This window comes from Bacillus sp. AFS041924 (assembly GCF_002577195.1).
Lineage (GTDB): Bacteria > Bacillota > Bacilli > Bacillales > Bacillaceae_G > Gottfriedia.
Genome location: NZ_NULG01000145.1, coordinates 1 through 21,964 on the forward strand (window position 1 = coordinate 1; position 21,964 = coordinate 21,964).

Below are 21,964 nucleotides of genomic sequence, written 5' to 3' on the forward strand. Positions count from 1 at the left end.
AATCGGCGAGTTTTCTTTATAAACAAATTTGTTACAGGTATTAATTGGAGTTAAAAAAAACATCTTCAATTAACAAGTCATGAGAAGCTTTTTTACTTATTATGAGTTTTGAACCATCAATTAACAATTTAAAATCCTCCTGAAAAGGTCAACCTAACTTTGTAATACATTTGAGTATTGCAATTAGCTGTCATTAAAGGGAGGGTTTTATATTGAATAAAAAAGGTCTTATCGTTGCTACAGGTACAGTGTTAGCTGCATTATCATTAACTGCTTGTGGAACAGATAATAATGCAATGAATGACCATAAAAGAAATGTTGGTTATGAAAAAGTGGACTTCAATAGACCAACTAACCCTTACGCGGTTAATAATCGTTATGAAAACGTAAATTATCCAAATAATAAAGATTATTTCACGAAGAACAATAATCATTATGGAAATGATCGAATAAATGAAGGTTTAAGTAGCGAATATTCTAATGATGGCATTATCCATGACGGAACATACGGAAGAAATGTCAATAATACGAATAGAAACTACACGATGGATCAAGTACGTTTTAATAACGATTTGAATACTGCTCCTCTTATACCGTATACAAATATTAGTACAAACACTAATATGAGCGAAGGTGAAAGAAAGTTTGCAGCCCAAATTTCAAATCGAGTAGAACAAATGTCAAATGTAGCCAGCGCAAACACGATTGCTGTTGGTGACCAAGTCCTAGTTGCAGTAGACTTAGTAAATAAGAATGTTGATGAAAATACTTTACGATCACAAATCAAAGATAATTTATCACCATACACTAGCGGCAAAAAAGTTTATGTAACGTTCGATGGAACAATTAGAAATAATCTAAATAACATTCCAAACGCTACAAAAAATGTATTATACGATACAAAAGAAAATGTTAAACATCTGTATCGTAATGTAAAAAATGATGTTAAAGATGCGGCAAATCCGAACCGATAAACTCTATATCAGTTTGGATGGTGTCTCTTTACTGAAGGAGAAGTAGCGCTTTTGCTTCTTCCTTCAGTCTAATTGTATAGGGATCACTCTTTCATTAAATTTTTGGGGATGTCTCTGAAGTCAGGATTACTGATGAGCATCTCCTTTTTAATTTCAATGTAAATACTTCTTCCAGTTCATATTTAGAATAGTTAAACAAACTCGTTTGATGACGACGAAACAATATGATAAAGTGATTTTTATATTGACCAAATTTCATTCTCGGTCAATTAGTTAAATTAGGAACTTGAGGTGAGTTTTTTTTGAAAAAGCAAAATATTTTAGAAGCTGCCACAAAGTCATTTACCATTTTTGGTTATAAAGCAACTACAATGAGTCAAATTGCAAAACAGGCAAATGTTGGGAAGGGAACAATCTATACTTTTTTCAAAAATAAAGAAGAATTGTTTGATGAAATCATCAATAATTTGATTAATGAAATGAGATTTTTAGCAGAACAATCTATTCGTGATGAAGATTCATTTATTGAAAAAGCTCATAAAGGGATTGAAGTTTTTATTGCTTTTCATAATGATCATGAATTAACAATAAAGTTACTTCAAGAACAAAAAGAAATTGGAACAACTGTCGTACATGACGCTTTAAAAAGATTAAATAATTCAATCATCCTATACATACAGAAAAAGATTGAAGAAGCAATAACGAAGAACGAAATCGTTGAATGTGACCCAGAAATCACTGCTTTAATTATGTTCAGACTTTATACAACACTTAAAATTGATTGGGAAAAAGAACACGAAGCGTTAAGTCCTAAAAAAATTACTGAGTTATTTAACTTTTATATCTTAAATGGTTTATCTAAAAAGCCAGGCAAGGAAAATAAACAGGGATTCAGTATTTAATTTTGGGATTAGGAGGAGAAAACTTGATTGTTAGATTAGATAATAAAGATATAAACACCGCAAGTTTAATTTTAGGTGTACAGCTACCTGCATATAAAGTAGAGGCTAAATTAATTAATTTTGAAGGTATTCCTCAATTAAATGACAATGTTGAAAGTATTAGAGCTTCAAATGAAATCTTTATCGGTTATATGATCGAGAATGAGTTAAAGGGATTTTTATCTTACTCAGAGAACGAGAAGGAATATCAAATTTGTAGATTGGTTGTACATCCTAGTTACTTTAAGCAAGGCTTTGCTAAAAAATTAGTGAATCATTTTTTAAAGGAAATTGCCAGGAATAAAAGAATAATAGTTACGACAGGTACAGATAATTCCCCGGCTATTAACTTATATAAATCTTCTGGATTTAAAATTCAGAAAAAAATTGAAGTAGCTCCAAATTTTTTTATTTCTGTTTTCGAAAATTCAATGGGCAATTAAAAGTTTAAGAGTTGGAGAACATGAGTGGTAAGTTATTTATTCAATAAGTATTCATATTTGATTGCAAAACATTTTATAGTTAAATGTTAAAATTAGATTAAGGTTCATTAACACATTAAATTTGTATATCATCCCCTCTTCCTAAAGACTATAGATCTTTAGGTTTTTTTGTAACAACTTGGATAAAGATAAACAGAATGGTCAAACTAAAAAAGCTTGTATGAATTTGTCTAAAGGAGTGGATGTTTGTGAATAAGTTTATTTTATTATTTGTTTGTTTACTAGCTCTATTAATACCGGCACAAACTGAAACATTGGCAGCTTCTCATAATATTAATCATCATCGTTCTACTAATAAGGGAATTACGGTCATTTTACATAAGATTTATATAAACGGTGAAGTGATTGAAGAAATTTATATTAATCAACATAAAACAGTAGCCCAAGTTAAAAAGGAATTTAAGGGTTGGAAAGTAATAGAAGAAAATGATGATCAAATTGTACTGATGAAAAAGATAAATGATCTTTCTCCTACTTTGAAGTCGAAAGGTTATTTTGGAATAAATTCAAATGGAATGTTGAATTTATATATTGGCATGCCAAGTGGAGATAATATTATTGAATCTTTCTTTCAAATAGATACGAATAAATTAGAAGTAAATAAACAAAAGGAACTTGAGAAAGGGATTAAAATTTCGACAAAAAATCATTACGATTATCTATTACATTACTTAAAAGAGTATGAAAGAATCGTAAATTAAATTTCAAAGTTTTTATAGATATTGATTGTTTATGGTCCTTTTGTATCGGCCGCTATAAACGATTCAAATAGCCACAAGGTAAAGGATTCTCTTTGTGGCTTATTTTTAGTCAATCTATATTTGTGATCACTTTTATTTCGTGGTTTCTAAAATTTGATTTAGCTATTTCCTGACATGATCCCATTCGCTTCGTAATATTGAATAAACAAATGTATCATGTACTGTACTACCTTGTATTAAATACGCCCGTAATAAACCTTCATTCGTAAATCCAATTTTTTCCAGAAGTTTCTGGGATGGTAGATTTTCTGGATATACGATGGCACCAATTCGATTTAGTTGTAGAATATCAAATCCATAAGATAATAATGCTTTAACAGCTTCAGTAGCAAAACCTTTTCTCCAATAGTCCGGGTGCAGCTCATAGCCAACCTCAGCTCTTTTGTTTCGTTCTTGAAGGGCATTAAATCCACATGTGCCGATTAATTTGTTTGTTTCTTGATCGATTATTCCCCAACGAATTCCTTTACGGGTTTCATACATCTCTCTAAAGTAATGAATTAAGTCCATTACTTCACTACTATTTTTGAGTGCATCTAAACCATAATACATCATGACGTCTTCTCTTGATACGATATTAAACATTCGGTTTAAATCAGTGACTATTACTTCTCTTAAATAAAGACGCTCGGTTGTAAGGATTGGAAATATGTTCAAATAATGGCCTCCTTATTCATATTCTAATGTAATACGTATTTATCATTTAAATAAAATTGGTGTTAAATCATATGTATAAAATTTTTATTTTCGACAGCCGACTATTTTTTTCCTTCTTCTATATATGGTACAATGGAATACATGTAAAAAGGGGAGAAAACCATGTACGAATACATAATTGGAAAGATAGATTGGGTTGGACCTGAGTATATAGTGATTGATCATAATGGTATGGGCTATCAGTTATTTACACCTAATCCATATGTTTTTAGACCTTCAAATGAAATCTTAAAAGTTTATACACATCTTTATGTAAGAGAAGATGTTATGATGTTATATGGTTTTAAAACACTTGATGAACGTACTTTATTTCAAAAATTGTTAAGTGTGTCAGGGATTGGACCTAAAGGTGCGTTGGCAATTGTTGCGACTGGAGAGCCAAATCAAATCGTTCAAGCGATTGAGGAAGAGGATGAAGTATTTTTAACGAAATTCCCAGGTGTCGGTAAAAAGACGGCAAGGCAAATGATTCTTGATTTAAAAGGAAAGCTTGAAAAGGTCTTTGGAGCAGTTCAAGTGGATTTATTCACTGACCTAGATGCTATCGAAGAAAAGGAAAACGCAGCATCTTCATTAGATGATGCAATTGAAGCTTTAAAAGCATTGGGCTATGCAGAAAAAGAAATTAAAAAGATCGTACCATTATTGAAGAATGAAACACTTTCAACTGATGAATATATTAAAAAAGCACTTCAATTACTATTGCAAGCTAAGAGGTGATGGAAATGGATGACCGAATTTTATCAGGTGAAAGTAGTGGTGAGGAATTTGATCAAGAGCTCTCACTTAGGCCTCAAACTTTAAAAGAATATATAGGGCAAGATAAAGTTAAAAAGAATTTGCAAGTTTTTATTGAAGCTGCAAAAATGCGAAATGAGTCTTTAGATCATGTTCTATTATACGGTCCTCCTGGATTAGGAAAAACCACATTAGCAGCAATCATTGCAAATGAATTAGGTGTTGGATTTAAAACAACGTCAGGACCAGCGATTGAGCGTCCCGGAGATCTAGCTGCTATTTTGACGTCACTTCAACCAGGTGATGTATTATTTATTGATGAAATACACCGATTACCTCGTACAGTAGAAGAAGTACTATATCCTGCTATGGAAGACTTTTTCTTTGATATCGTAATTGGGAAGGATGCAACTGCTAGGTCAGTAAGAATTGATTTACCACCATTTACATTAATTGGTGCTACAACTAGAGCAGGTCTTCTATCTTCACCACTTAGGGATCGTTTTGGTGTATTAAATCGATTAGAGTTTTATACAGTTGAACAGCTTGCATTAATCGTTAAAAGAACAGCAGAGTTATTTGGAATGGGAATTGAAAAGGAAGCAACATTAGAAGTAGCTAGAAGGTCGAGAGGTACCCCTCGAATTGCAAACCGTTTATTACGAAGAGTTAGAGATTTTGCTCAAGTTCAAGGCAGTGGAATTATCACATTTGAAATAGCTAAAAACTCTTTAATTCAAATGCAGGTCGACGAAGCAGGGCTAGATCATATCGATCATAAATTGCTACTAGCTATAATCGAACGATTCCGAGGTGGTCCTGTTGGGGTTGATACAATTGCAGCTTCGATTGGAGAAGAATCACAAACGATTGAAGATGTATATGAACCATACTTACTTCAAATTGGATTTCTTCAACGAACTCCTAGAGGAAGAATCGTTACAGATTTAACGTATAAACATTTCGGATTGCAGGTGCCAAAGCAATGATCGATCTATCAAAAATATTGATTACATTAGGAATTATATTATTAGTAGTTGGATTGTTTATCCGATTTGTTGGGAAACTGCCAGGCGATATTTTTATTAAAAAAGGAAATGTATCGTTTTACTTTCCAATTGTAACTTGTATTATCATAAGTATATTGCTCTCTCTTATTTTTTCGCTTTTTGGGAGAAAATAGAGGAGCAGGAATGAATAGAGTAGGGAAAAGGTCTACCTTTTCCTTGTTCTGAAATTTACGAGGTGTGTAGAAATGGATGTAAATTTATTTGATTTTGATTTACCTGAGGAATTGATTGCTCAGACTCCTTTGTTGGATCGAGAAGCATCGAGACTAATGGTATTACATAAAGAGTCGGGTAATGTAGAGCATAAACAGTTTCCAGATGTGTTAGATTATTTACAAGAGGGAGATTGTTTGGTATTAAATGAAACAAAAGTTATGCCTGCTAGATTATTTGGTGAGAAAGAAGATACGGGTGCCCAAATAGAAGTATTATTACTTCAACAAGAAGAGCAGGATGTATGGGAAACTTTAGTTAAGCCTGCTAAGAGAGTAAAAGAAGGTACAATTATTTTATTTGGAGATGGCAGACTAAAAGCAGAATGTGTAGGTACAAGTGATCAAGGCGGAAGAAAATTAAAGTTCCAGTATGATGGAATCTTCTATGAGATTCTAGATCAACTTGGAGAAATGCCACTACCTCCATATATTAAAGAAAAATTGGAAGATCGAGATCGTTATCAGACTGTATTTGCAAAAGAAATTGGTTCAGCGGCTGCACCGACAGCAGGCTTACATTTTACGAAGGAGCTTTTAGCAAAAGTTCAAGAAAAAGGTGTAAAGTTAGCATTTATTACTTTGCACGTAGGGTTAGGGACGTTTAGACCAGTAAGTGTAGAATCAATTGAAGAACATGATATGCATTCGGAATATTACTATATGTCTGATGAAACAGCTGTTCTTTTAAATGAAACGAAAGCAAACGGTGGTCGAATCTTAACTGTAGGGACAACTTCTACTCGAACAGTTGAAACGATTGCTACAGCTAATAATGGCAAGTTTGAAGGGTCTAGTGGTTGGACGTCTATCTTCATTTACCCAGGATATAAATTTATGGGAATTAATGGGATGATTACGAACTTCCATTTACCAAAATCAACACTAATTATGCTAATTAGTGCTTTAGCTGGAAGAGAAGCAGTTTTATCTGCCTATAAAGAAGCAGTAGATCAAAAGTACCGCTTTTTTAGCTTTGGCGATGCAATGTTAATACTTTAAGAATTGAAAGGAATCGAAAAATGACAGCAATTCGTTATGAACATATTAAAACTTGTAAGCAAACAGGTGCTAGACTAGGAATCGTCCACACTCCACATGGTTCATTTGAAACTCCAGCTTTTATGCCTGTTGGGACTTTAGCTACAGTTAAAACAATGGCACCTGAAGATTTAAAAGCAATGGGCTCAGGTATAATTTTAAGCAATACTTACCATTTATGGTTAAGACCTGGTCATGAAATTATTAAAAAAGCTGGTGGCTTACATAAATTTATGAACTGGGATCGAGCAATTTTAACAGATTCTGGAGGCTTCCAAGTATTTAGCTTGAGCCAATTCCGAAAAATTGAAGAAGAAGGCGTACATTTCAGAAATCACTTAAATGGTGATAAATTATTCCTTTCTCCAGAAAAAGCAATGGAAATTCAAAATGCTTTAGGCTCTGATATTATGATGGCGTTTGATGAATGTCCACCATACCCTGCTGAGTATGATTATATGAAACGTTCTGTGGAAAGAACTAGCAGATGGGCAGAGCGTTGTTTAAATTCTCATCAAAGACCAGAAGATCAAGGTTTATTTGGAATCGTACAAGGTGGAGAATATGAAGAGCTACGTAAACAATCTGCAAGAGACTTAGTTTCTTTAGATTTCCCAGGCTATGCAATTGGTGGTCTTTCAGTTGGTGAACCAAAGGATGTAATGAATAGAGTATTAGAGTTTACAACACCTTTACTACCTACGAACAAACCGAGATATTTAATGGGTGTTGGTTCTCCTGATTCATTAATTGATGGAGCAATTCGAGGAGTAGATATGTTTGACTGCGTACTTCCAACCCGTATTGCACGTAATGGTACATGTATGACTAGTGAAGGTCGCTTAGTTATTAAAAATGCAAAATATGCAGAGGATTATTCGCCACTAGATCCAAATTGTGATTGTTATACATGTAAAAACTATACAAGAGCATATATTCGTCACTTAATTCGGTGTGAAGAAACGTTTGGAATGCGATTGACTACTTACCATAACTTACATTTTCTGTTACAATTAATGGAACAAGTTCGCCAAGCAATCCGCGAAGACCGTTTAGGTGATTTCCGAGAAGAATTTTTTGAACAATACGGTTTTAATAAGCCGAACGCTAGGAACTTCTAAAATTTACATATTGAAAGGAAGATATTAATGAACTTAGGATCTTTAGGTGGAATTTTACCACTAATATTAATGTTCGTAATTTTCTACTTCTTATTAATCCGTCCACAACAAAAGCGCCAAAAACAAACAGCTGCTATGCAAGCTGGTATTGGTAAAGGCGATATGGTTGTAACAATCGGTGGATTACACGGATTAGTTGACGCAGTTAACGAAGAAAATAATACAATTACATTAAAAACTGCTGATGGATCACGTATGGTATTTGAAAGAAATGCAATTCGTGAAAAAAGAGCACAAGCTTAATTTTAATTAATCGTATCGTAAGAAACGCTAGTTCCTTTTGGGAACTAGCGTTTTTGTTTTTATGATAAGATTGTATTCGATTTAATTCCTACGGTACGTCTTCTAAGGCTCGTCAAACGATGAGTTTTATTTATTATACGATTTATTACTTGCAGTATTTACTCCAAAAATTGATCCTAACATGCAGATCGCTATGAAAATGGCATGGTACATCAATTGCTCTTTTGAAAAAGTTCGATCATATCCAAGAAATTGTACAAAAAATACAAATATAGAGTATGCTCCACTTGTTAAGAATCCAAGAATCAAGCCTTTTTCTTTCCCTTTTGCTCCTGTAACAAAACCACCAATTAACATAACGATAAATGATAGGATAAGAGTTGTTGTAGTAACACTAGCTTCTGTAAGTGATGTTAGTCTAAGTAATAATGATAAAATTAAACTTATTGACAATACTAATAATAAAATAGTTAAAAAACCAAAAGAGACAGCTACTGCTGTTTTTTTCATTCATATTCCCCCTTGTACACTCTTTTAATACAAGCATATTCATGAGATGAATTTTTAGAATACTTATAGTGCAATTACAAATAGTAAAATTATGAACAAAATTCTACTATTATTTTCTTTATGGAAAATTAGTGTTATTTAAACTCATTTTGTAGGTTTTAAGCGTCATCTTAGTAGTAAACGGGTATCTTTGAAAATCAACAAAGTTTTGGATGTGAGGGTAAGTAAATGGAATTTGGATCAATGACAATTCGTACCATTTCAATCTATTTAATCATTGCGTTTTTCTTTCGTTTAATGGGTAAAAGAGAAATTGGAGAGTTAAGTTTATTAGATTTAGTTGTTTATATATTGCTGACTGAAATAGCAGCTATCGGAATCGAGACCCATGATGAGCCGATCATAAAAGTGATTTATCCTATGTTTTTAATTGTTGCGATCCAAATAATCTTTTCTCTAATTTCCTTAAAAAGTGTTAAGTTTAGAAAAATATTGGATGGACATCCAGTATTGATTATTAGCAAGGGAAAAGTATTAGAGAAAGAAATGAAAAAACAGAGATATACATTCGACGACCTATTACTCCAATTAAGAGAGAAGGATATTGGAGATGTAAGAGATGTCGATTATGCAATCCTTGAGCCTACAGGCAAATTATCAATATTTAAAAGGGAAATAAATGGCGATTTAAATTATAGTTCACTCACATTTCCGTTAATATTAGACGGTGCCGTTCAAGAGGATAATTTGAATGAGTACCAGAAAGACAAACAATGGTTATTGCAGCAATTAAAAAAACATGGTTACGATGATTTTAGTCAAGTATCTTATTGTAGTATACGAGGTGAAGAACTTTTTTTTGATAGGAAAGACAAATAATTAAGAAGCTATGGAAAGCAAGAAGAGCAAAAATAATACAATGAACCACAAAGTATTAATTACCTTGTGGCTTTTGTAAAATGAAAAAGTTTACTATAACTATTCACATTTTTATTATCTTATAATTAACTTTTTAAAGAATGGGATTCGGATGATTTCGTCTTTCTTCACTAAATTAAATAATAGTATTAACAAGATATACATTAATGTGACCACTGAAATACTTACTAAGGTTTGTACTAATAGTGAGGGTGAAAAGACTACGTACTCCTTGATGAATTTTCCAGCATAAATACAGATACCTAAAATGATTAAACAATAAACATAGTCCTTAACGAAGATTGAAAAATTGATTGCTTTTAATACAGTGAAATAGTGTAGAACAGTTATCGTTACGATGCTGATATTCATAGCTAAGGCAACACCGTTAATTCCAAACTTTGGATTTGTAGCTAGTAATAATATACTAGAAATTTTTACGACCGATCCAATAAAGCTATTGATCATAGCGGAATTCGCAAGGTTAAGTGCCTGTAAGACAGCTTGTAGTGGACCTTGAAAATAGTAAAAAATAAAGCACGGTGCTAAAAGTAATATAAAATGTGTAGCTTGGTCACTTTTATACATTAGCGTTAAAATTGGTGAAGCAAAAACATATAAAACAACGACAGACCAGCCACCTGCAATCATCGAGTATCGTAGTGCTTGCTGTAATCTTCTTTCAACAGTTACACGATCCTTTTTAGCCATTGCTTCACTAATCGCAGGGACAAGTGAGGTAGATAGTGCATAAGTAATAAAGGCTGGTAAAAGTAATAAAGGTAAAGCGTATCCTGAAAGTAATCCATATTGTTTAGTAGCTACAACTGCGGTTACCCCTGCAAGTGCTAAACTTTGTGAGACAACTATTGGTTCTAAAAACATTGAAATTGATCCAATTAATCGACTTCCAGTTGTTGGTAGCGCGATACTTAACAGATCACTAAGTGTTTTTCTGCCATCTTTAAGATTGTTTTTAAATCCAGAAAGGAACTTCGCATTTTTTTCCTTTTTAAAAACATAAAGCATATAAATTAAAGATGCTAATTCCCCTAATACTGAAGATATGATCGCGCCACTTGCGGCAAACTCAACTCCATATGGTAAAAAGGTTTTAGTACAAACTGCAACTAGTACTATTCGTACAACTTGTTCAATAACTTGGGAAAAGGAAGAAGGACGCATGTTTTGTACGCCTTGAAAATAGCCACGTAAAACAGAAGAAATTGCGATAATCGGAACAACTGGTGCAATAGCAATTAATGGGTACATAGTCCTTGCATCCGTTAATAGATTTTTAGCAATAAAAGGGGCTAAAAAAATCATCGCTGTTGTAAAAATAATACTTAATATGCCAGTTATTGACATTGAGACTGCTAAAATCTTTTTTATCTTATCTTGTCTATTTTGAGCAACTGCTTCTGCAATTAATTTTGAGATGGCAATTGGTAAGCCGAGTTGTGTAAGTGTCATGACCAAAAACAGTGTCGGGACTGCCATCATAAATAATCCTACGCCTTCTTCACCCATAATTCTTGCTACGACAATACGATTAAAAAATCCTAATATTCTTGTGATTAGACCTGCAATAAGTAAAAAAAACGTTCCTCTTAAAAACGTTTGCTTTGTCATTACTTTTACCACCTTCTCAAACAGCCTAGAATGATTTACAATTATATATATGCTAGAAATGTAGGCAAGCATGACAAGTTAGTTCAACAACTAGGAAATGAATCAAGGTCTAACATCATTTTTCTAAAAATACAGAAAATTAGGGGGGAAGAGTATGTCGACATTTCATCAGCAAGCTGCAGAGTTTAAACCTACGCTTCAAGTAGTATTTGAAAGTAAATTGGATGAATTTAGAATGCTTGGATTTGATACTGTCAGTGAGGATGACTTATGGGAATGCCTCGTAAAAACCATCTGGAGAAAAAAAGAGGATGAACCTAGGCTTTTTCAATTGGTAGAAGACATACTCTCTTTAACTGTAAACGATTATATGAATTATATTCGAATCGAAGCATTTAAATCTCCTGCATGGCAGTTTGGGGAGTCAGTTTAACCATTAATTGACAATGAAAAAATTGCATTTGTATAATAAAAGAATGAAAACATACCAATTTCGTACTAGAACTTGAACTAGTTAGAGGAGGAAATTCACAACATGGTGAAGCGTAACAGGATTGTTGCCTTCTTCTTAATTATTGCTGTATTAGCAGCAGTAATCGGAACGACTGTATTTGGTACTGCGAAAAACATTAAGCTTGGTCTTGATTTACAGGGCGGCTTCGAAGTACTTTATAAAGTTAAGCCGATTAAGAAAGGCGACAAAATTAACAAAAATGTCTTAGTAAGTACAGCAAAAGCCCTTGAAAAGCGTGTAAACGTATTAGGGGTAAGTGAACCAAACATTCAAATCGAAGGGAAAGATCGTATTCGTGTACAATTGGCTGGTGTAAAAGACCAAGCTAAAGCACGTGATATTCTTTCGACAGAAGCGAACTTAACAATTCGTGACGTAAATGATAAGGTTCTAATGACTGGAGCAGATTTAAAAGAAGGTGCTTCAAAGCAAACATTTGACCAAATGGGTAAACCTAGTGTATCGATTACATTTAAGAATGCTAGTAAGGTTAAAGATGTAACAAGTAAAGTGTTACAAATGGGCGCACCAAATAATATGATGGTTATTTGGTTAGATTTTAAAGAAGGTGAAGATTCTTTTAAAAAAGAATCAGCGAAAGCAAAACCTAAATTCTTATCTGCAGCTAGCGTAAATCAAGTATTTACAGAGGATTCACTTTCGATTGTAGGTTCTACATTTACAGTTGAAAGCGCAAAAGAACTATCAGACTTATTAAATGCTGGGGCTCTTCCAGTGCATCTTGAAGAAATGTATTCAACATCAATCGGTGCAAAATTTGGAACAGATGCTCTTAATGAAACAATCTTTGCAGGAATGATTGGCGTAACAGTAATATTCTTATTTATGTTATATTTCTATCGCTTACCAGGTTTGATTGCAAGCATCATGTTAATAGCATATACATACGTAACTTTACTTGTATTTGATGCTATGAATGCGGTATTAACGCTTCCAGGAATAGCGGCTTTAATACTTGGAGTTGGTATTGCGGTTGACAATAATATTATTACTTTTGAAAGATTGAAAGACGAGCTTAAACTAGGGAAATCTGTTGCATCAGCATATCGTGCAGGTAATCAGCGTTCATTTGGAACAATTTTTGATGCCAATATTACAACGCTACTTGCTGCTGTCGTATTATTCATTTTTGGAACAAGCTCAGTAAAAGGATTTGCTACAAGTTTAATTGTAAGTATTTTAGTAAGCTTTTTAACTGCGGTTTTTGGAACTCGTTTATTACTTTCTTTATTAGTTCAAAGTCGTTATTTAAACAATAAGAAAACTTGGTTTGGTATTAAACAAAGTGAAATTCTAGGTTTAAATCATAATTTAGCACATCCTCCTACAAAATATGATAAAGTCGATTTTGTTAGCATTGGTCGTAAGTTTGTTTATTTTTCAATTATTACTACTATTATCGGTGTAATTCTACTTTCAGTATTCCGTCTGAATTTAGGGATTGATTTTGCTAGTGGTACACGTGTAACCTATGAATCTAAAACGGCTGTTACAAAACAAGTTGTAAAAAATGAATTAACAAAAATGGACTTAGAACCTGAAAGTATTACTGTTTCTACAAATGATGCAAAAACAGGTTCAATCGTGTTTAAGGGTGTTTTAACAAAAGATCAAATTAAAGATTTGAAAAAGGATTTTACAACTAAATTTGGGGTAGAACCAAACGTTAGCACAGTTGATCCAATTGTAGGACGAGAATTAGCGGCTAATGCAATTAAAGCATTAATCATCGCGTCAGCAGGTATTATTCTTTATGTATCGTTACGCTTCCAATTCTCATATGCAATTGCATCAGTAATTGCCCTACTACACGATGCATTCTTCATCATTGTAGTGTTTAGTATTTTTAGATTAGAAGTAGATATAACGTTCATCGCAGCGGTTCTTACAATTGTTGGTTATTCAATAAATGACTCGATTGTTACATTTGACCGAGTTCGTGAGAATATGAAGCTTAAGAAGAAAATTCGTACTAGAGAAGAATTGAATGAAGTTGTAAATGATTCAATTCGTCAAACTTTAGGACGCTCAGTTAAAACAGTACTTACTGTATTGCTAGCGGTTCTTGCATTACTTTTATTCGGAAGTCATGCAATTCTAAACTTCTCAATTGCATTATTAGTAGGTTTAGTTGTTGGAACATATTCATCAATCTTTATCGCTTCACAAATTTGGTTATTTATTAAAGGTCGTCAACTTGATAAAAACCAAGTAATTGATGTTGAAGAAGCTAAATAATTTGAAAGAGTATAGGCTTATGCTTATACTCTTTTTTTGTGTGCAGTTTAAATAAGATAAAGTGAGGCATTTTTTGTATTAGATTCATTCTGAATTGAAGATACTAATATAATGTGTTATTTAGTATTTTTCTTAAATTGTTCAATTTTTTAGCGTTAGACAAAGGGAGTAGGTAAAGTATATGAATCAAGAAGAGCGTTATAAAGAAGCCAAGAAAGGGGCTTATATCGGAATATATGGAAATTTACTTCTAGCAATTGTTAAAGCAATAATCGGATATATTGGAAACAGTAAAGCGTTAATGGCCGATGCAGTTCATTCTGCATCAGATGTAGTAGGCTCATTAGCGGTTTTATTTGGTTTAAGAGCAGCCAAAATGCCACCAGACGAAGACCATCCTTATGGTCATGGAAAAGCAGAGTCAATCGCTGCAATTATTGTTGCAGTACTATTATTTATTGTTGGAATTGAAATAACCAAATCTTCCATAACTGCATTTTTTAAACCTGTTCATCCACCAGAGTTAATTGCTTTGCTTGCGGCATTTATATCAATTTTTTTAAAAGAATGGATGTTTCGCTATAAATTCGCTTTAGGAAAGAAATTAAATAGTGACGCTATCATTGCGAATGCATATGAACACCGTTCTGATGTATACTCGTCTGCTGCAGCTATGGTTGGTATAGGAATAGCAATTTTAGGTACTAAATTAAATATGCCAGTACTATATTATGCAGACCCTGCGGCTGGTCTTATTGTAGCAATTATGATTTTAAAAATGGCTTGGGATATAGGAGCGGAATCAATACATACAACAATGGATCATGTTCTTCATGAAGAAGATGTAGAGCCATACAAAGAAGTCGTTAGAAAGATAGAAGGAGTTAAGGAGATAAATACTCTCTATGCGAGAGAGCACGGATATTACGTCATTATAGATATTAAAGTTTCTGTAGATCCTTATATAACGGTAGAAGAAGGACACAAGATAGGGAAAAATGTTAAAGCTAAATTGATGGAACAAAAAGATGTAGAAAATGTGTTTGTCCATATTAATCCATATAATGATAAAAATAACTCTTTCATCCAATAAGTTTACTTTAGTATAATAGTACAGTTAGGGGTGAGAGTATTGTTAAAATCAAAAGCACGTTGGAAACAGAAATTATCGAATCAACAAGAAGAGCAATTATTAAGTAAAGAATTACAGATTTCCCCTCTATTAGCTAAACTACTTATCACTCGTGGGTTTAATACAGTAGAAGCAGCAAGTAAGTTTTTATATGAAGATCAAATGAGCTTTCATGACCCGTTTTTATTAGAGGGTGTGGACATTGCAATAGACAGAGTTTTTCAAGCGATTGAAGAAAAAGAAAAAATATTAATTTTTGGCGATTATGATGCAGATGGTGTTAGCAGTACTTCGGTATTGTATTTAACATTAATCGAACTAGAAGCAAAAGTAGATTTCTATATACCAAATCGTTTTACTGAAGGGTATGGCCCTAATAAGAATGCGTTTAAATGGGCGAAAGAACAGGGCTATTCATTAATCATAACAGTAGATACAGGCATTTCCGCAGCAGAGGAAGTTAATTATGCAAATGAACTAGGTGTGGATGTAATTATTACAGACCACCATGAGCCACCGGAAGAATTACCAAACGCAATTGCCATTATTCATCCAAAGCTGAGCCCAGACTATCCCTTTAAAGAGTTAGCAGGTGTAGGGGTTGTATTTAAATTCTCTTCTGCATTACTAGGTAGAGAACCAGAAGAATATTTGGAACTTGTTTCAATTGGTACGGTTGCCGATTTAGTACCATTGGTAGACGAAAATCGTTTAATCGTAAAAAAAGGTGTAAGACAATTAAAACAAACAAAGCGTGCTGGACTAAGAGCACTACTTGAAATTAGTGGAACTTCAACAGATTCAATTAGTGAAGAAACAATAGGATTTGCAATTGGTCCTAGAATTAATGCAGTTGGTAGACTTGGAGATGCAAAGCCTGCGGTTGATTTAATTTTAGAAAATGATCGAGAACTTGCTAGATCCAGAGCAGAACAAATTGAAATTTTAAATAAGGAACGACAAGAATTAGTTTCACGAATGACAGAAGAAGCAATAAAACAGGTTAATGAATTGGATTTTTCTTGTTCAAACAAAGTAATTATTGTAGCAAAAGAAGGCTGGAATGCAGGAGTAGTTGGAATCGTTGCGTCAAAATTAGTTGATCGCTTTTACAAACCAGTAATTGTACTAAGTATCGATCGAGAAAAAGGAATAGCAAAAGGTTCAGCAAGAAGCATCGAAGGTTTTTCTTTATTTGAGAACTTAACAAAATGTAAAGATATTCTACCTCATTTTGGAGGGCATACGCTTGCTGCAGGTATGACATTAGCGATTGAAGACGTTGAGCTATTAAGACATCGTTTAAATGAGTTTGCAGATCAAATTATGACTGATGAAGATTTTATCCCGTTAAAAGAAGTGGATTTAAATTGCCAGGCTAGCGAAGTTTCAATTTCATTTATTAATGAATTAAATATGTTGGCTCCTTTTGGAATGCATAATCCAAAACCCGTTATAGAAATAAACGATGTTGATGCTCTTAATATTAAACAAATTGGTAATGAGGGGGCACATCTTAAAGTACAGCTAAAAGATGATGTTACTTCTTTAGATGCTGTAGGGTTTGGATTTGGACATGTTGCAAATGAAATTGCTACTGGCTCAAAAGTTTCTTGCTTAGGAATGGCTTCTATTAACGAATGGAACGGTAAACGAAAACCACAGATAATGATTCATGATATTAAAGTAAATCATTGGCAGTTATTTGACTTAAGAGGTCAAGAACCACATCGATTAACATTGCCAGCAAACGAAGAAAAATTTATATTTTTACATCAAACATCTAATGATTATGAAAATTTAAAAACGAAATATCCTGTTTCAACGTTTATTTCGTATGAAGATGTACTAAACTTAGATATTAATATTCAAAAAAATTATATAATCCTACTTGATTTGCCTAGTTCAGAAAATCATTTAAAAGAGGTTTTTCAAAACGGTTTATCAGAACGCATTTACTTAGTTTTTAATCAAGAAGAATTACATTTCTTCTCACCAATTCCAAGTAGAGAAAGTTTTAAAAAATTCTATTCAATCTTAGCAAATACCAATCCATTTGACATGAACTTGTATGAAGTGGCATTATGTCGTAAGATGGGATGGAAAAAAGAACAAGTTGATTTTATGACAAAAGTGTTTTTTGATTTAGAATTTGTTACAATAGATGATGGGAAAATTCGTTTGTTACCACAAACTGAGAAGAAAGATCTCTCTTTATCTAATACCTATGCAAAAAAATTAGCTAGTATTGAACTAGAACGTTTATTTCTGTACTCAAAATGTGATGAATTAACTACATTTTTTCAAAATATGAAAAGTCATTTTTCCGAAAATGGGGAGGCACTTATTTAATGAATTTAAAAGATTATATTACGATCGTACCGGACTGGCCTAAAGAAGGCGTTCAGTTTAAAGATATTTCATCATTAATGAATGATGGAAAAGCTTATAAAGAAGCAACAGATCAAATTGTAGCTTATGCGAAAGAAAAAAATGTAGACTTAATAGTTGGTCCAGAAGCTCGTGGATTTATCGTTGGTTGTCCAATTTCTTACGCTCTAGAAATCGGTTTTGCACCTGTACGTAAACCAGGTAAATTACCTCGCGAAGTAATTAGCTACAACTATGATTTAGAGTACGGTACAAACACGTTAACAATGCATAAAGATGCGATTAAACCAGGTCAACGTATACTAATTACTGATGACTTATTAGCTACTGGTGGTACGATTGAAGCAACAATCAAACTAGTTGAAGAATTAGGTGGCATCGTAGTCGGTATTGCTTTCTTAATCGAGCTTTCTTACTTAGAGGGTCGTAAAAAATTAGATGGCTATGATATATTTACACTAATGACTTATTAATATTTAACATATGATAATGTTATCTTAGCAGGGTACTCTGAATCATCAGAGTGCTCTTTTTCTATAAAGAATCTGCAAAAAAAAATGAAATTTGACGACTCCTGCTTTACAAAAAACGAAATTTTCATGATAATAAAAGAAATAATGATTTAAGGTGATTAAATGGCTACTGAGCAAGTTTTGACAGCAGAACAGGTTTTAGAGCAAGCGTCCCATTATTTAAAAGAAGATGATGTGGCGTTTATTAAACGTGCTTATGAATATGCTCGTGACGCACATAGCGAGCAATTTCGTAAGTCTGGAGAACCATACATCATACACCCAGTTCAAGTAGCAGGTATACTTGTTGGCTTAGAGATGGATGCTACAACCATCAGTGCAGGGTTTCTTCATGATGTAGTAGAAGATACTGAAGTTTCTAAAGAGGACTTAGAAAACCAATTTGGCAAAGAAGTATCTATGCTTGTGGATGGTGTAACAAAGTTAGGTAAAATTAAGTTTAAGTCGAAGGAAGAACAGCAAGCTGAAAATCATCGCAAGATGTTTGTAGCGATGGCACAGGACTTGAGAGTAATATTAATTAAATTAGCCGATCGCCTTCATAATATGAGAACGTTAAAACACTTACCACAAGAAAAACGTATGCGTATTGCGAATGAAACGTTAGAAATATTTGCACCTTTAGCTCATCGATTAGGGATTAGTAAAGTAAAGTGGGAACTTGAAGATACAGCTTTACGCTATTTAAATCCACAACAATACTACCGAATCGTTAATTTAATGAAGCGAAAAAGAGCAGAGCGCGAGCAATACTTAGAAGAGGTAATTAACGAAATCTCAACTCAACTTGAAGATGTCGAAATTAAAACAGAAATTTCTGGACGTCCTAAGCATATCTATAGCATTTATCATAAGATGGCTAAGCAAAATAAACAATTTAACGAGATTTATGACTTATTAGCCGTACGTGTAATTGTTAATAGCATTAAAGATTGCTACGCTGTTTTAGGCGTTATTCATACATGCTGGAAACCAATGCCAGGTCGATTTAAAGATTATATTGCAATGCCTAAGGCAAATCTATATCAATCTCTTCATACGACAGTAATAGGACCAAAAGGTGAACCACTAGAAGTGCAAATTCGAACCCAAGAAATGCATCAAATTGCTGAATATGGGGTTGCAGCGCACTGGGCATACAAAGAAGATAATGCAAATTTTCCTTCACAAAAATCTTTAGAAAATAAATTAAGTTGGTTCCGAGAAATTATCGAGTGGCAAGATAATTCTACTAATGCAGAAGAGTTCATGGAATCAGTTAAAATGGATTTATTCTCTGATATGGTTTTCGTATTTACTCCAAAAGGTGATGTTTTTGAATTACCATTAGGATCAGTCCCAATCGATTTTGCTTACCGAATTCATTCTGAAATCGGAAATAAAACGATTGGTTCAAAAGTAAATGGAAAAATGGTACCACTTGATTACAAGCTTAAAACCGGTGATATCGTTGAAATTATGACTTCGAAGCATTCATATGGCCCTAGTCAAGACTGGTTAAAGGTCGCTCAGTCTTCTCATGCTAAAAATAAAATACGTCAATATTTTAAAAAGCAAAGAAGAGAAGAGAATGTTGAAAAAGGTAAGGAATTAGTTGAAAAAGAAATTAAAGCATTAGAATGTGATTTAAAAGAAGTATTAACGTCTGAAAATTTAAAACGCGTCGCTGAGAAATTTAATTTCTCTAATGCAGAAGATATGTACGCGGCGGTTGGATATAATGGTATTACTGCAACACAAATTGCTCACCGTTTAACAGATAAATTCCGAAAACGTACTGAAGTCGAGCTAGAAGATCGTCTAAAAGAACTTTCTTCGGATCTTAAAAAAGCTCCATCACGTCGTAAAGATGCTGGTATCTCTGTAAAAGGTGTAGATAATTTATTAATTCGTCTTTCAAAATGCTGTAATCCCGTACCTGGTGATGATATTGTTGGTTATATCACAAAAGGCAGAGGTATTTCAGTTCATAGAAGCGACTGTGTTAACATGTTAAATGATAGTGAAGAAGATCGTTTTATTGAAGTGGATTGGGAGGAAAGTCCTACATTTGAACGCGATTATAACGTCGATATAGAAATCTTTGGATATGACCGTCGTGGTCTTTTAAATGAAGTTCTTTCTGTTGTAAACGAAACAAAAACAAATATCTCTTCAGTAACCGGTAAAAATGACCGAAATAAAATGGCAACTATTACAATGAGTTTGTCTATTCGTAATATTAACCACCTGCAAAAAGTAGTGGATAAGGTTAAACAAATTCCAGACATATACTCTGTGAGACGAATTTTCCACTAATAGGAGGTGCCATCATGAAAGTATTATTACAGCGTACAAAAGAAGCAAAAGTCGTAGTAGATGGACAAGTGGTAGGTCAAATACCTAAAGGATTATTATTGCTAGTTGGAATTACACATGAAGACACAATTGAAGATGTTAAATATTGTGCCGACAAAGCAGTTAATCTCAGAATTTTTGAAGATGAACTTGGAAAAATGAATTTATCATTAAATGATGTTGGAGGCCAGATTCTATCTGTTTCTCAATTCACTCTATATGGTGATACGAGAAAAGGAAGACGTCCAAGCTTCACAGATGCTGCTAAGCCAGAAATGGCAAACGAATTATATGAATATTTTAATTCATATTTACGTGAACAAGGATATGAAGTACAGACTGGTATTTTCGGAGCAGATATGGATGTAACATTTACAAACTGGGGACCAATTACAATTATGATTGAAAGTAAATAAATAATTTCTTACCTCCTTTTTCATTAAAAAGGGGGAATTTTTTTTACTAGAATTAATTTTTAAAATAATAACTTCTTATTGCGAATATACTGAAGTACAGGGGTTCCCACAAAGAATTCAGAGGAGGTCACTATATGGACATAATTACAATCGTCTTGATTCTCATCGCTGGTGTAATTTTGTTTACAATCCTCAAAAGTTTCTTTAAAGCACTCTTTTTTGTTATTTTAATCATTCTAGTTTACTATGGCTTAATGTATTTCATTGACGGATCAGTCGAAAGTATTCAATCGACTATAAGAGCTTTTCATTAGACCATGGTGTGTACCATGGTTTTTTTATTTTGATTAGTTTTGGAAACGAGGAATCATAATTAAAAAAGGTGATTCGCAAATAAAATCCGGAAATCGCAAATAAAAATGAGGAATCGCAAATAAAAACTGGAAACCGAAAATAAAATCTGTGAATCGTAATTAAAAACTGAGAATCACAATTAAATTAAGAGAAACGCAAATAAAAATGAGGAATCGCAAATAAAAACTGAGAATCGCAAATAAAAATGAGGAATCGCAAATAAAATCTGAGAATCGCAAATAAAAATGAGGAATGACAAATAAAAACTAAGAATCGCAATTAAAAATGGAGAATCGCAAATAAAAACTGGAAACCGGAAATAAAATCTGTGAATCGTAATTAAAAACTGAGAATCCCAATTAAATTAAGAGAAACGCAAATAAAAATGAGGAATCGCAAATAAAAACTAAGAATCGCAAATAAAAATGAGGAATCGCAATTAAAAACTGAGAATCGCAAATAAAAATGAGGAATCGCAAATAAAAACTGGAAACAGGAAATAAAATCCGGAAATCGCAATTAAAAACTGGAAACCGCAAATAAAAACCGGAAATCGCAAATAAAAACAGAAGTGCACCCCAAAAGTT

22 protein-coding genes are annotated in these 21,964 nt (G+C 33.1%); 19 read left to right on the plus strand and 3 right to left on the minus strand.

The window, feature by feature from the left end; genetic code table 11:
• The first annotated feature begins 212 nt into the window (after positions 1-212).
• The 4 genes from COC46_RS21400 (at position 213) to COC46_RS21415 (ending at position 3,119) form a co-directional block, all read left to right on the plus strand.
• Positions 213-974: a YhcN/YlaJ family sporulation lipoprotein gene (locus COC46_RS21400; RefSeq protein WP_098811911.1), complete on the plus strand. Its 762-nt coding sequence runs from the start codon at positions 213-215 to the stop codon at positions 972-974.
• A gap of 302 nt (positions 975-1,276) precedes the next feature.
• Entirely contained in the window at positions 1,277-1,876 is a 600-nt protein-coding gene (locus COC46_RS21405) for a TetR/AcrR family transcriptional regulator (RefSeq protein WP_098811912.1), read from the plus strand.
• Positions 1,877-1,899: 23 nt separating this feature from the next.
• Positions 1,900-2,358: a GNAT family N-acetyltransferase gene (locus COC46_RS21410; RefSeq protein WP_098811913.1), complete on the plus strand. Its 459-nt coding sequence runs from the start codon at positions 1,900-1,902 to the stop codon at positions 2,356-2,358.
• A gap of 248 nt (positions 2,359-2,606) precedes the next feature.
• Entirely contained in the window at positions 2,607-3,119 is a 513-nt protein-coding gene (locus COC46_RS21415; RefSeq protein WP_176545247.1) for a BofC C-terminal domain-containing protein, read from the plus strand.
• A gap of 162 nt (positions 3,120-3,281) precedes the next feature.
• Here COC46_RS21415 and COC46_RS21420 read toward each other — a convergent pair whose 3' ends face one another.
• Positions 3,282-3,836 carry a GNAT family N-acetyltransferase gene (locus COC46_RS21420; protein WP_098811915.1) on the minus strand — a complete coding sequence of 185 codons (555 nt, stop codon included), beginning with the start codon at positions 3,834-3,836 and terminating at the stop codon, positions 3,282-3,284.
• Positions 3,837-3,998: 162 nt separating this feature from the next.
• On the opposite strand from COC46_RS21420, the gene ruvA reads away from it, so the two are divergent.
• From ruvA to yajC, 6 genes are all read left to right on the plus strand, one after another.
• Complete coding sequence (ruvA, locus tag COC46_RS21425) at positions 3,999-4,616, plus strand: Holliday junction branch migration protein RuvA (RefSeq protein WP_098811916.1); 618 nt, start codon at positions 3,999-4,001, stop codon at positions 4,614-4,616.
• A 5-nt stretch (positions 4,617-4,621) separates the two neighbouring features.
• A complete protein-coding gene (gene ruvB, locus COC46_RS21430) occupies positions 4,622-5,623 on the plus strand; it encodes a Holliday junction branch migration DNA helicase RuvB (RefSeq protein WP_098811917.1) in 1,002 nt (333 codons plus the stop codon).
• Positions 5,620-5,817, plus strand: coding sequence for a DUF2905 domain-containing protein (locus COC46_RS21435; protein ID WP_056472616.1), 198 nt, complete (start codon positions 5,620-5,622; stop codon positions 5,815-5,817). The genes ruvB and COC46_RS21435 overlap by 4 nt, the downstream gene beginning before the upstream one ends.
• A 72-nt stretch (positions 5,818-5,889) precedes the next feature.
• Positions 5,890-6,918 (plus strand): tRNA preQ1(34) S-adenosylmethionine ribosyltransferase-isomerase QueA, encoded by a 1,029-nt coding sequence (queA, locus tag COC46_RS21440; RefSeq protein WP_098811918.1) that lies wholly within the window; start codon positions 5,890-5,892, stop codon positions 6,916-6,918.
• Between the two features lie 20 nt (positions 6,919-6,938).
• On the plus strand, positions 6,939-8,078 hold the full coding sequence (gene tgt, locus COC46_RS21445; RefSeq protein WP_098811919.1) for a tRNA guanosine(34) transglycosylase Tgt: 1,140 nt from the start codon (positions 6,939-6,941) through the stop codon (positions 8,076-8,078).
• Between the two features lie 27 nt (positions 8,079-8,105).
• Positions 8,106-8,381 carry a preprotein translocase subunit YajC gene (gene yajC, locus COC46_RS21450; RefSeq protein ID WP_098811920.1) on the plus strand — a complete coding sequence of 92 codons (276 nt, stop codon included), beginning with the start codon at positions 8,106-8,108 and terminating at the stop codon, positions 8,379-8,381.
• 126 nt (positions 8,382-8,507) lie between these two features.
• Here the strand turns inward: yajC and COC46_RS21455 are convergent, their stop codons facing one another.
• Positions 8,508-8,891, minus strand: coding sequence for a TIGR04086 family membrane protein (locus tag COC46_RS21455; protein ID WP_098811921.1), 384 nt, complete (start codon positions 8,889-8,891; stop codon positions 8,508-8,510).
• Between the two features lie 228 nt (positions 8,892-9,119).
• Between COC46_RS21455 and COC46_RS21460 the strand changes: the two genes are divergently transcribed.
• Positions 9,120-9,770, plus strand: coding sequence for a DUF421 domain-containing protein (locus COC46_RS21460; protein ID WP_098811922.1), 651 nt, complete (start codon positions 9,120-9,122; stop codon positions 9,768-9,770).
• 114 nt (positions 9,771-9,884) lie between these two features.
• Here the strand turns inward: COC46_RS21460 and spoVB are convergent, their stop codons facing one another.
• Positions 9,885-11,441: a stage V sporulation protein B gene (spoVB, locus tag COC46_RS21465; RefSeq protein ID WP_098811923.1), complete on the minus strand. Its 1,557-nt coding sequence runs from the start codon at positions 11,439-11,441 to the stop codon at positions 9,885-9,887.
• Positions 11,442-11,595: 154 nt separating this feature from the next.
• Between spoVB and COC46_RS21470 the strand changes: the two genes are divergently transcribed.
• From COC46_RS21470 to COC46_RS21505, 8 genes are all read left to right on the plus strand, one after another.
• Positions 11,596-11,874 (plus strand): post-transcriptional regulator, encoded by a 279-nt coding sequence (locus COC46_RS21470; RefSeq protein WP_098811924.1) that lies wholly within the window; start codon positions 11,596-11,598, stop codon positions 11,872-11,874.
• Positions 11,875-11,976: 102 nt separating this feature from the next.
• Positions 11,977-14,214, plus strand: coding sequence for a protein translocase subunit SecDF (gene secDF, locus COC46_RS21475; protein ID WP_098811925.1), 2,238 nt, complete (start codon positions 11,977-11,979; stop codon positions 14,212-14,214).
• A 181-nt stretch (positions 14,215-14,395) separates the two neighbouring features.
• Positions 14,396-15,307, plus strand: a complete 912-nt coding sequence (locus COC46_RS21480; RefSeq protein WP_098811926.1) for a cation diffusion facilitator family transporter — start codon at positions 14,396-14,398, stop codon at positions 15,305-15,307.
• A gap of 39 nt (positions 15,308-15,346) precedes the next feature.
• Positions 15,347-17,698, plus strand: a complete 2,352-nt coding sequence (gene recJ / locus COC46_RS21485; RefSeq protein WP_098811927.1) for a single-stranded-DNA-specific exonuclease RecJ — start codon at positions 15,347-15,349, stop codon at positions 17,696-17,698.
• Positions 17,698-18,210, plus strand: a complete 513-nt coding sequence (locus COC46_RS21490; protein WP_098811928.1) for an adenine phosphoribosyltransferase — start codon at positions 17,698-17,700, stop codon at positions 18,208-18,210. Before recJ ends, COC46_RS21490 begins: the two co-directional genes overlap by 1 nt.
• Before the next feature lie 162 nt (positions 18,211-18,372).
• On the plus strand, positions 18,373-20,568 hold the full coding sequence (locus COC46_RS21495) for a RelA/SpoT family protein (protein ID WP_098811929.1): 2,196 nt from the start codon (positions 18,373-18,375) through the stop codon (positions 20,566-20,568).
• A gap of 14 nt (positions 20,569-20,582) precedes the next feature.
• Positions 20,583-21,023: a D-aminoacyl-tRNA deacylase gene (gene dtd / locus COC46_RS21500; protein ID WP_098811930.1), complete on the plus strand. Its 441-nt coding sequence runs from the start codon at positions 20,583-20,585 to the stop codon at positions 21,021-21,023.
• Between the two features lie 134 nt (positions 21,024-21,157).
• Positions 21,158-21,337: a hypothetical protein gene (locus COC46_RS21505; protein ID WP_098811931.1), complete on the plus strand. Its 180-nt coding sequence runs from the start codon at positions 21,158-21,160 to the stop codon at positions 21,335-21,337.
• The last annotated feature ends 627 nt before the right edge of the window (positions 21,338-21,964 follow it).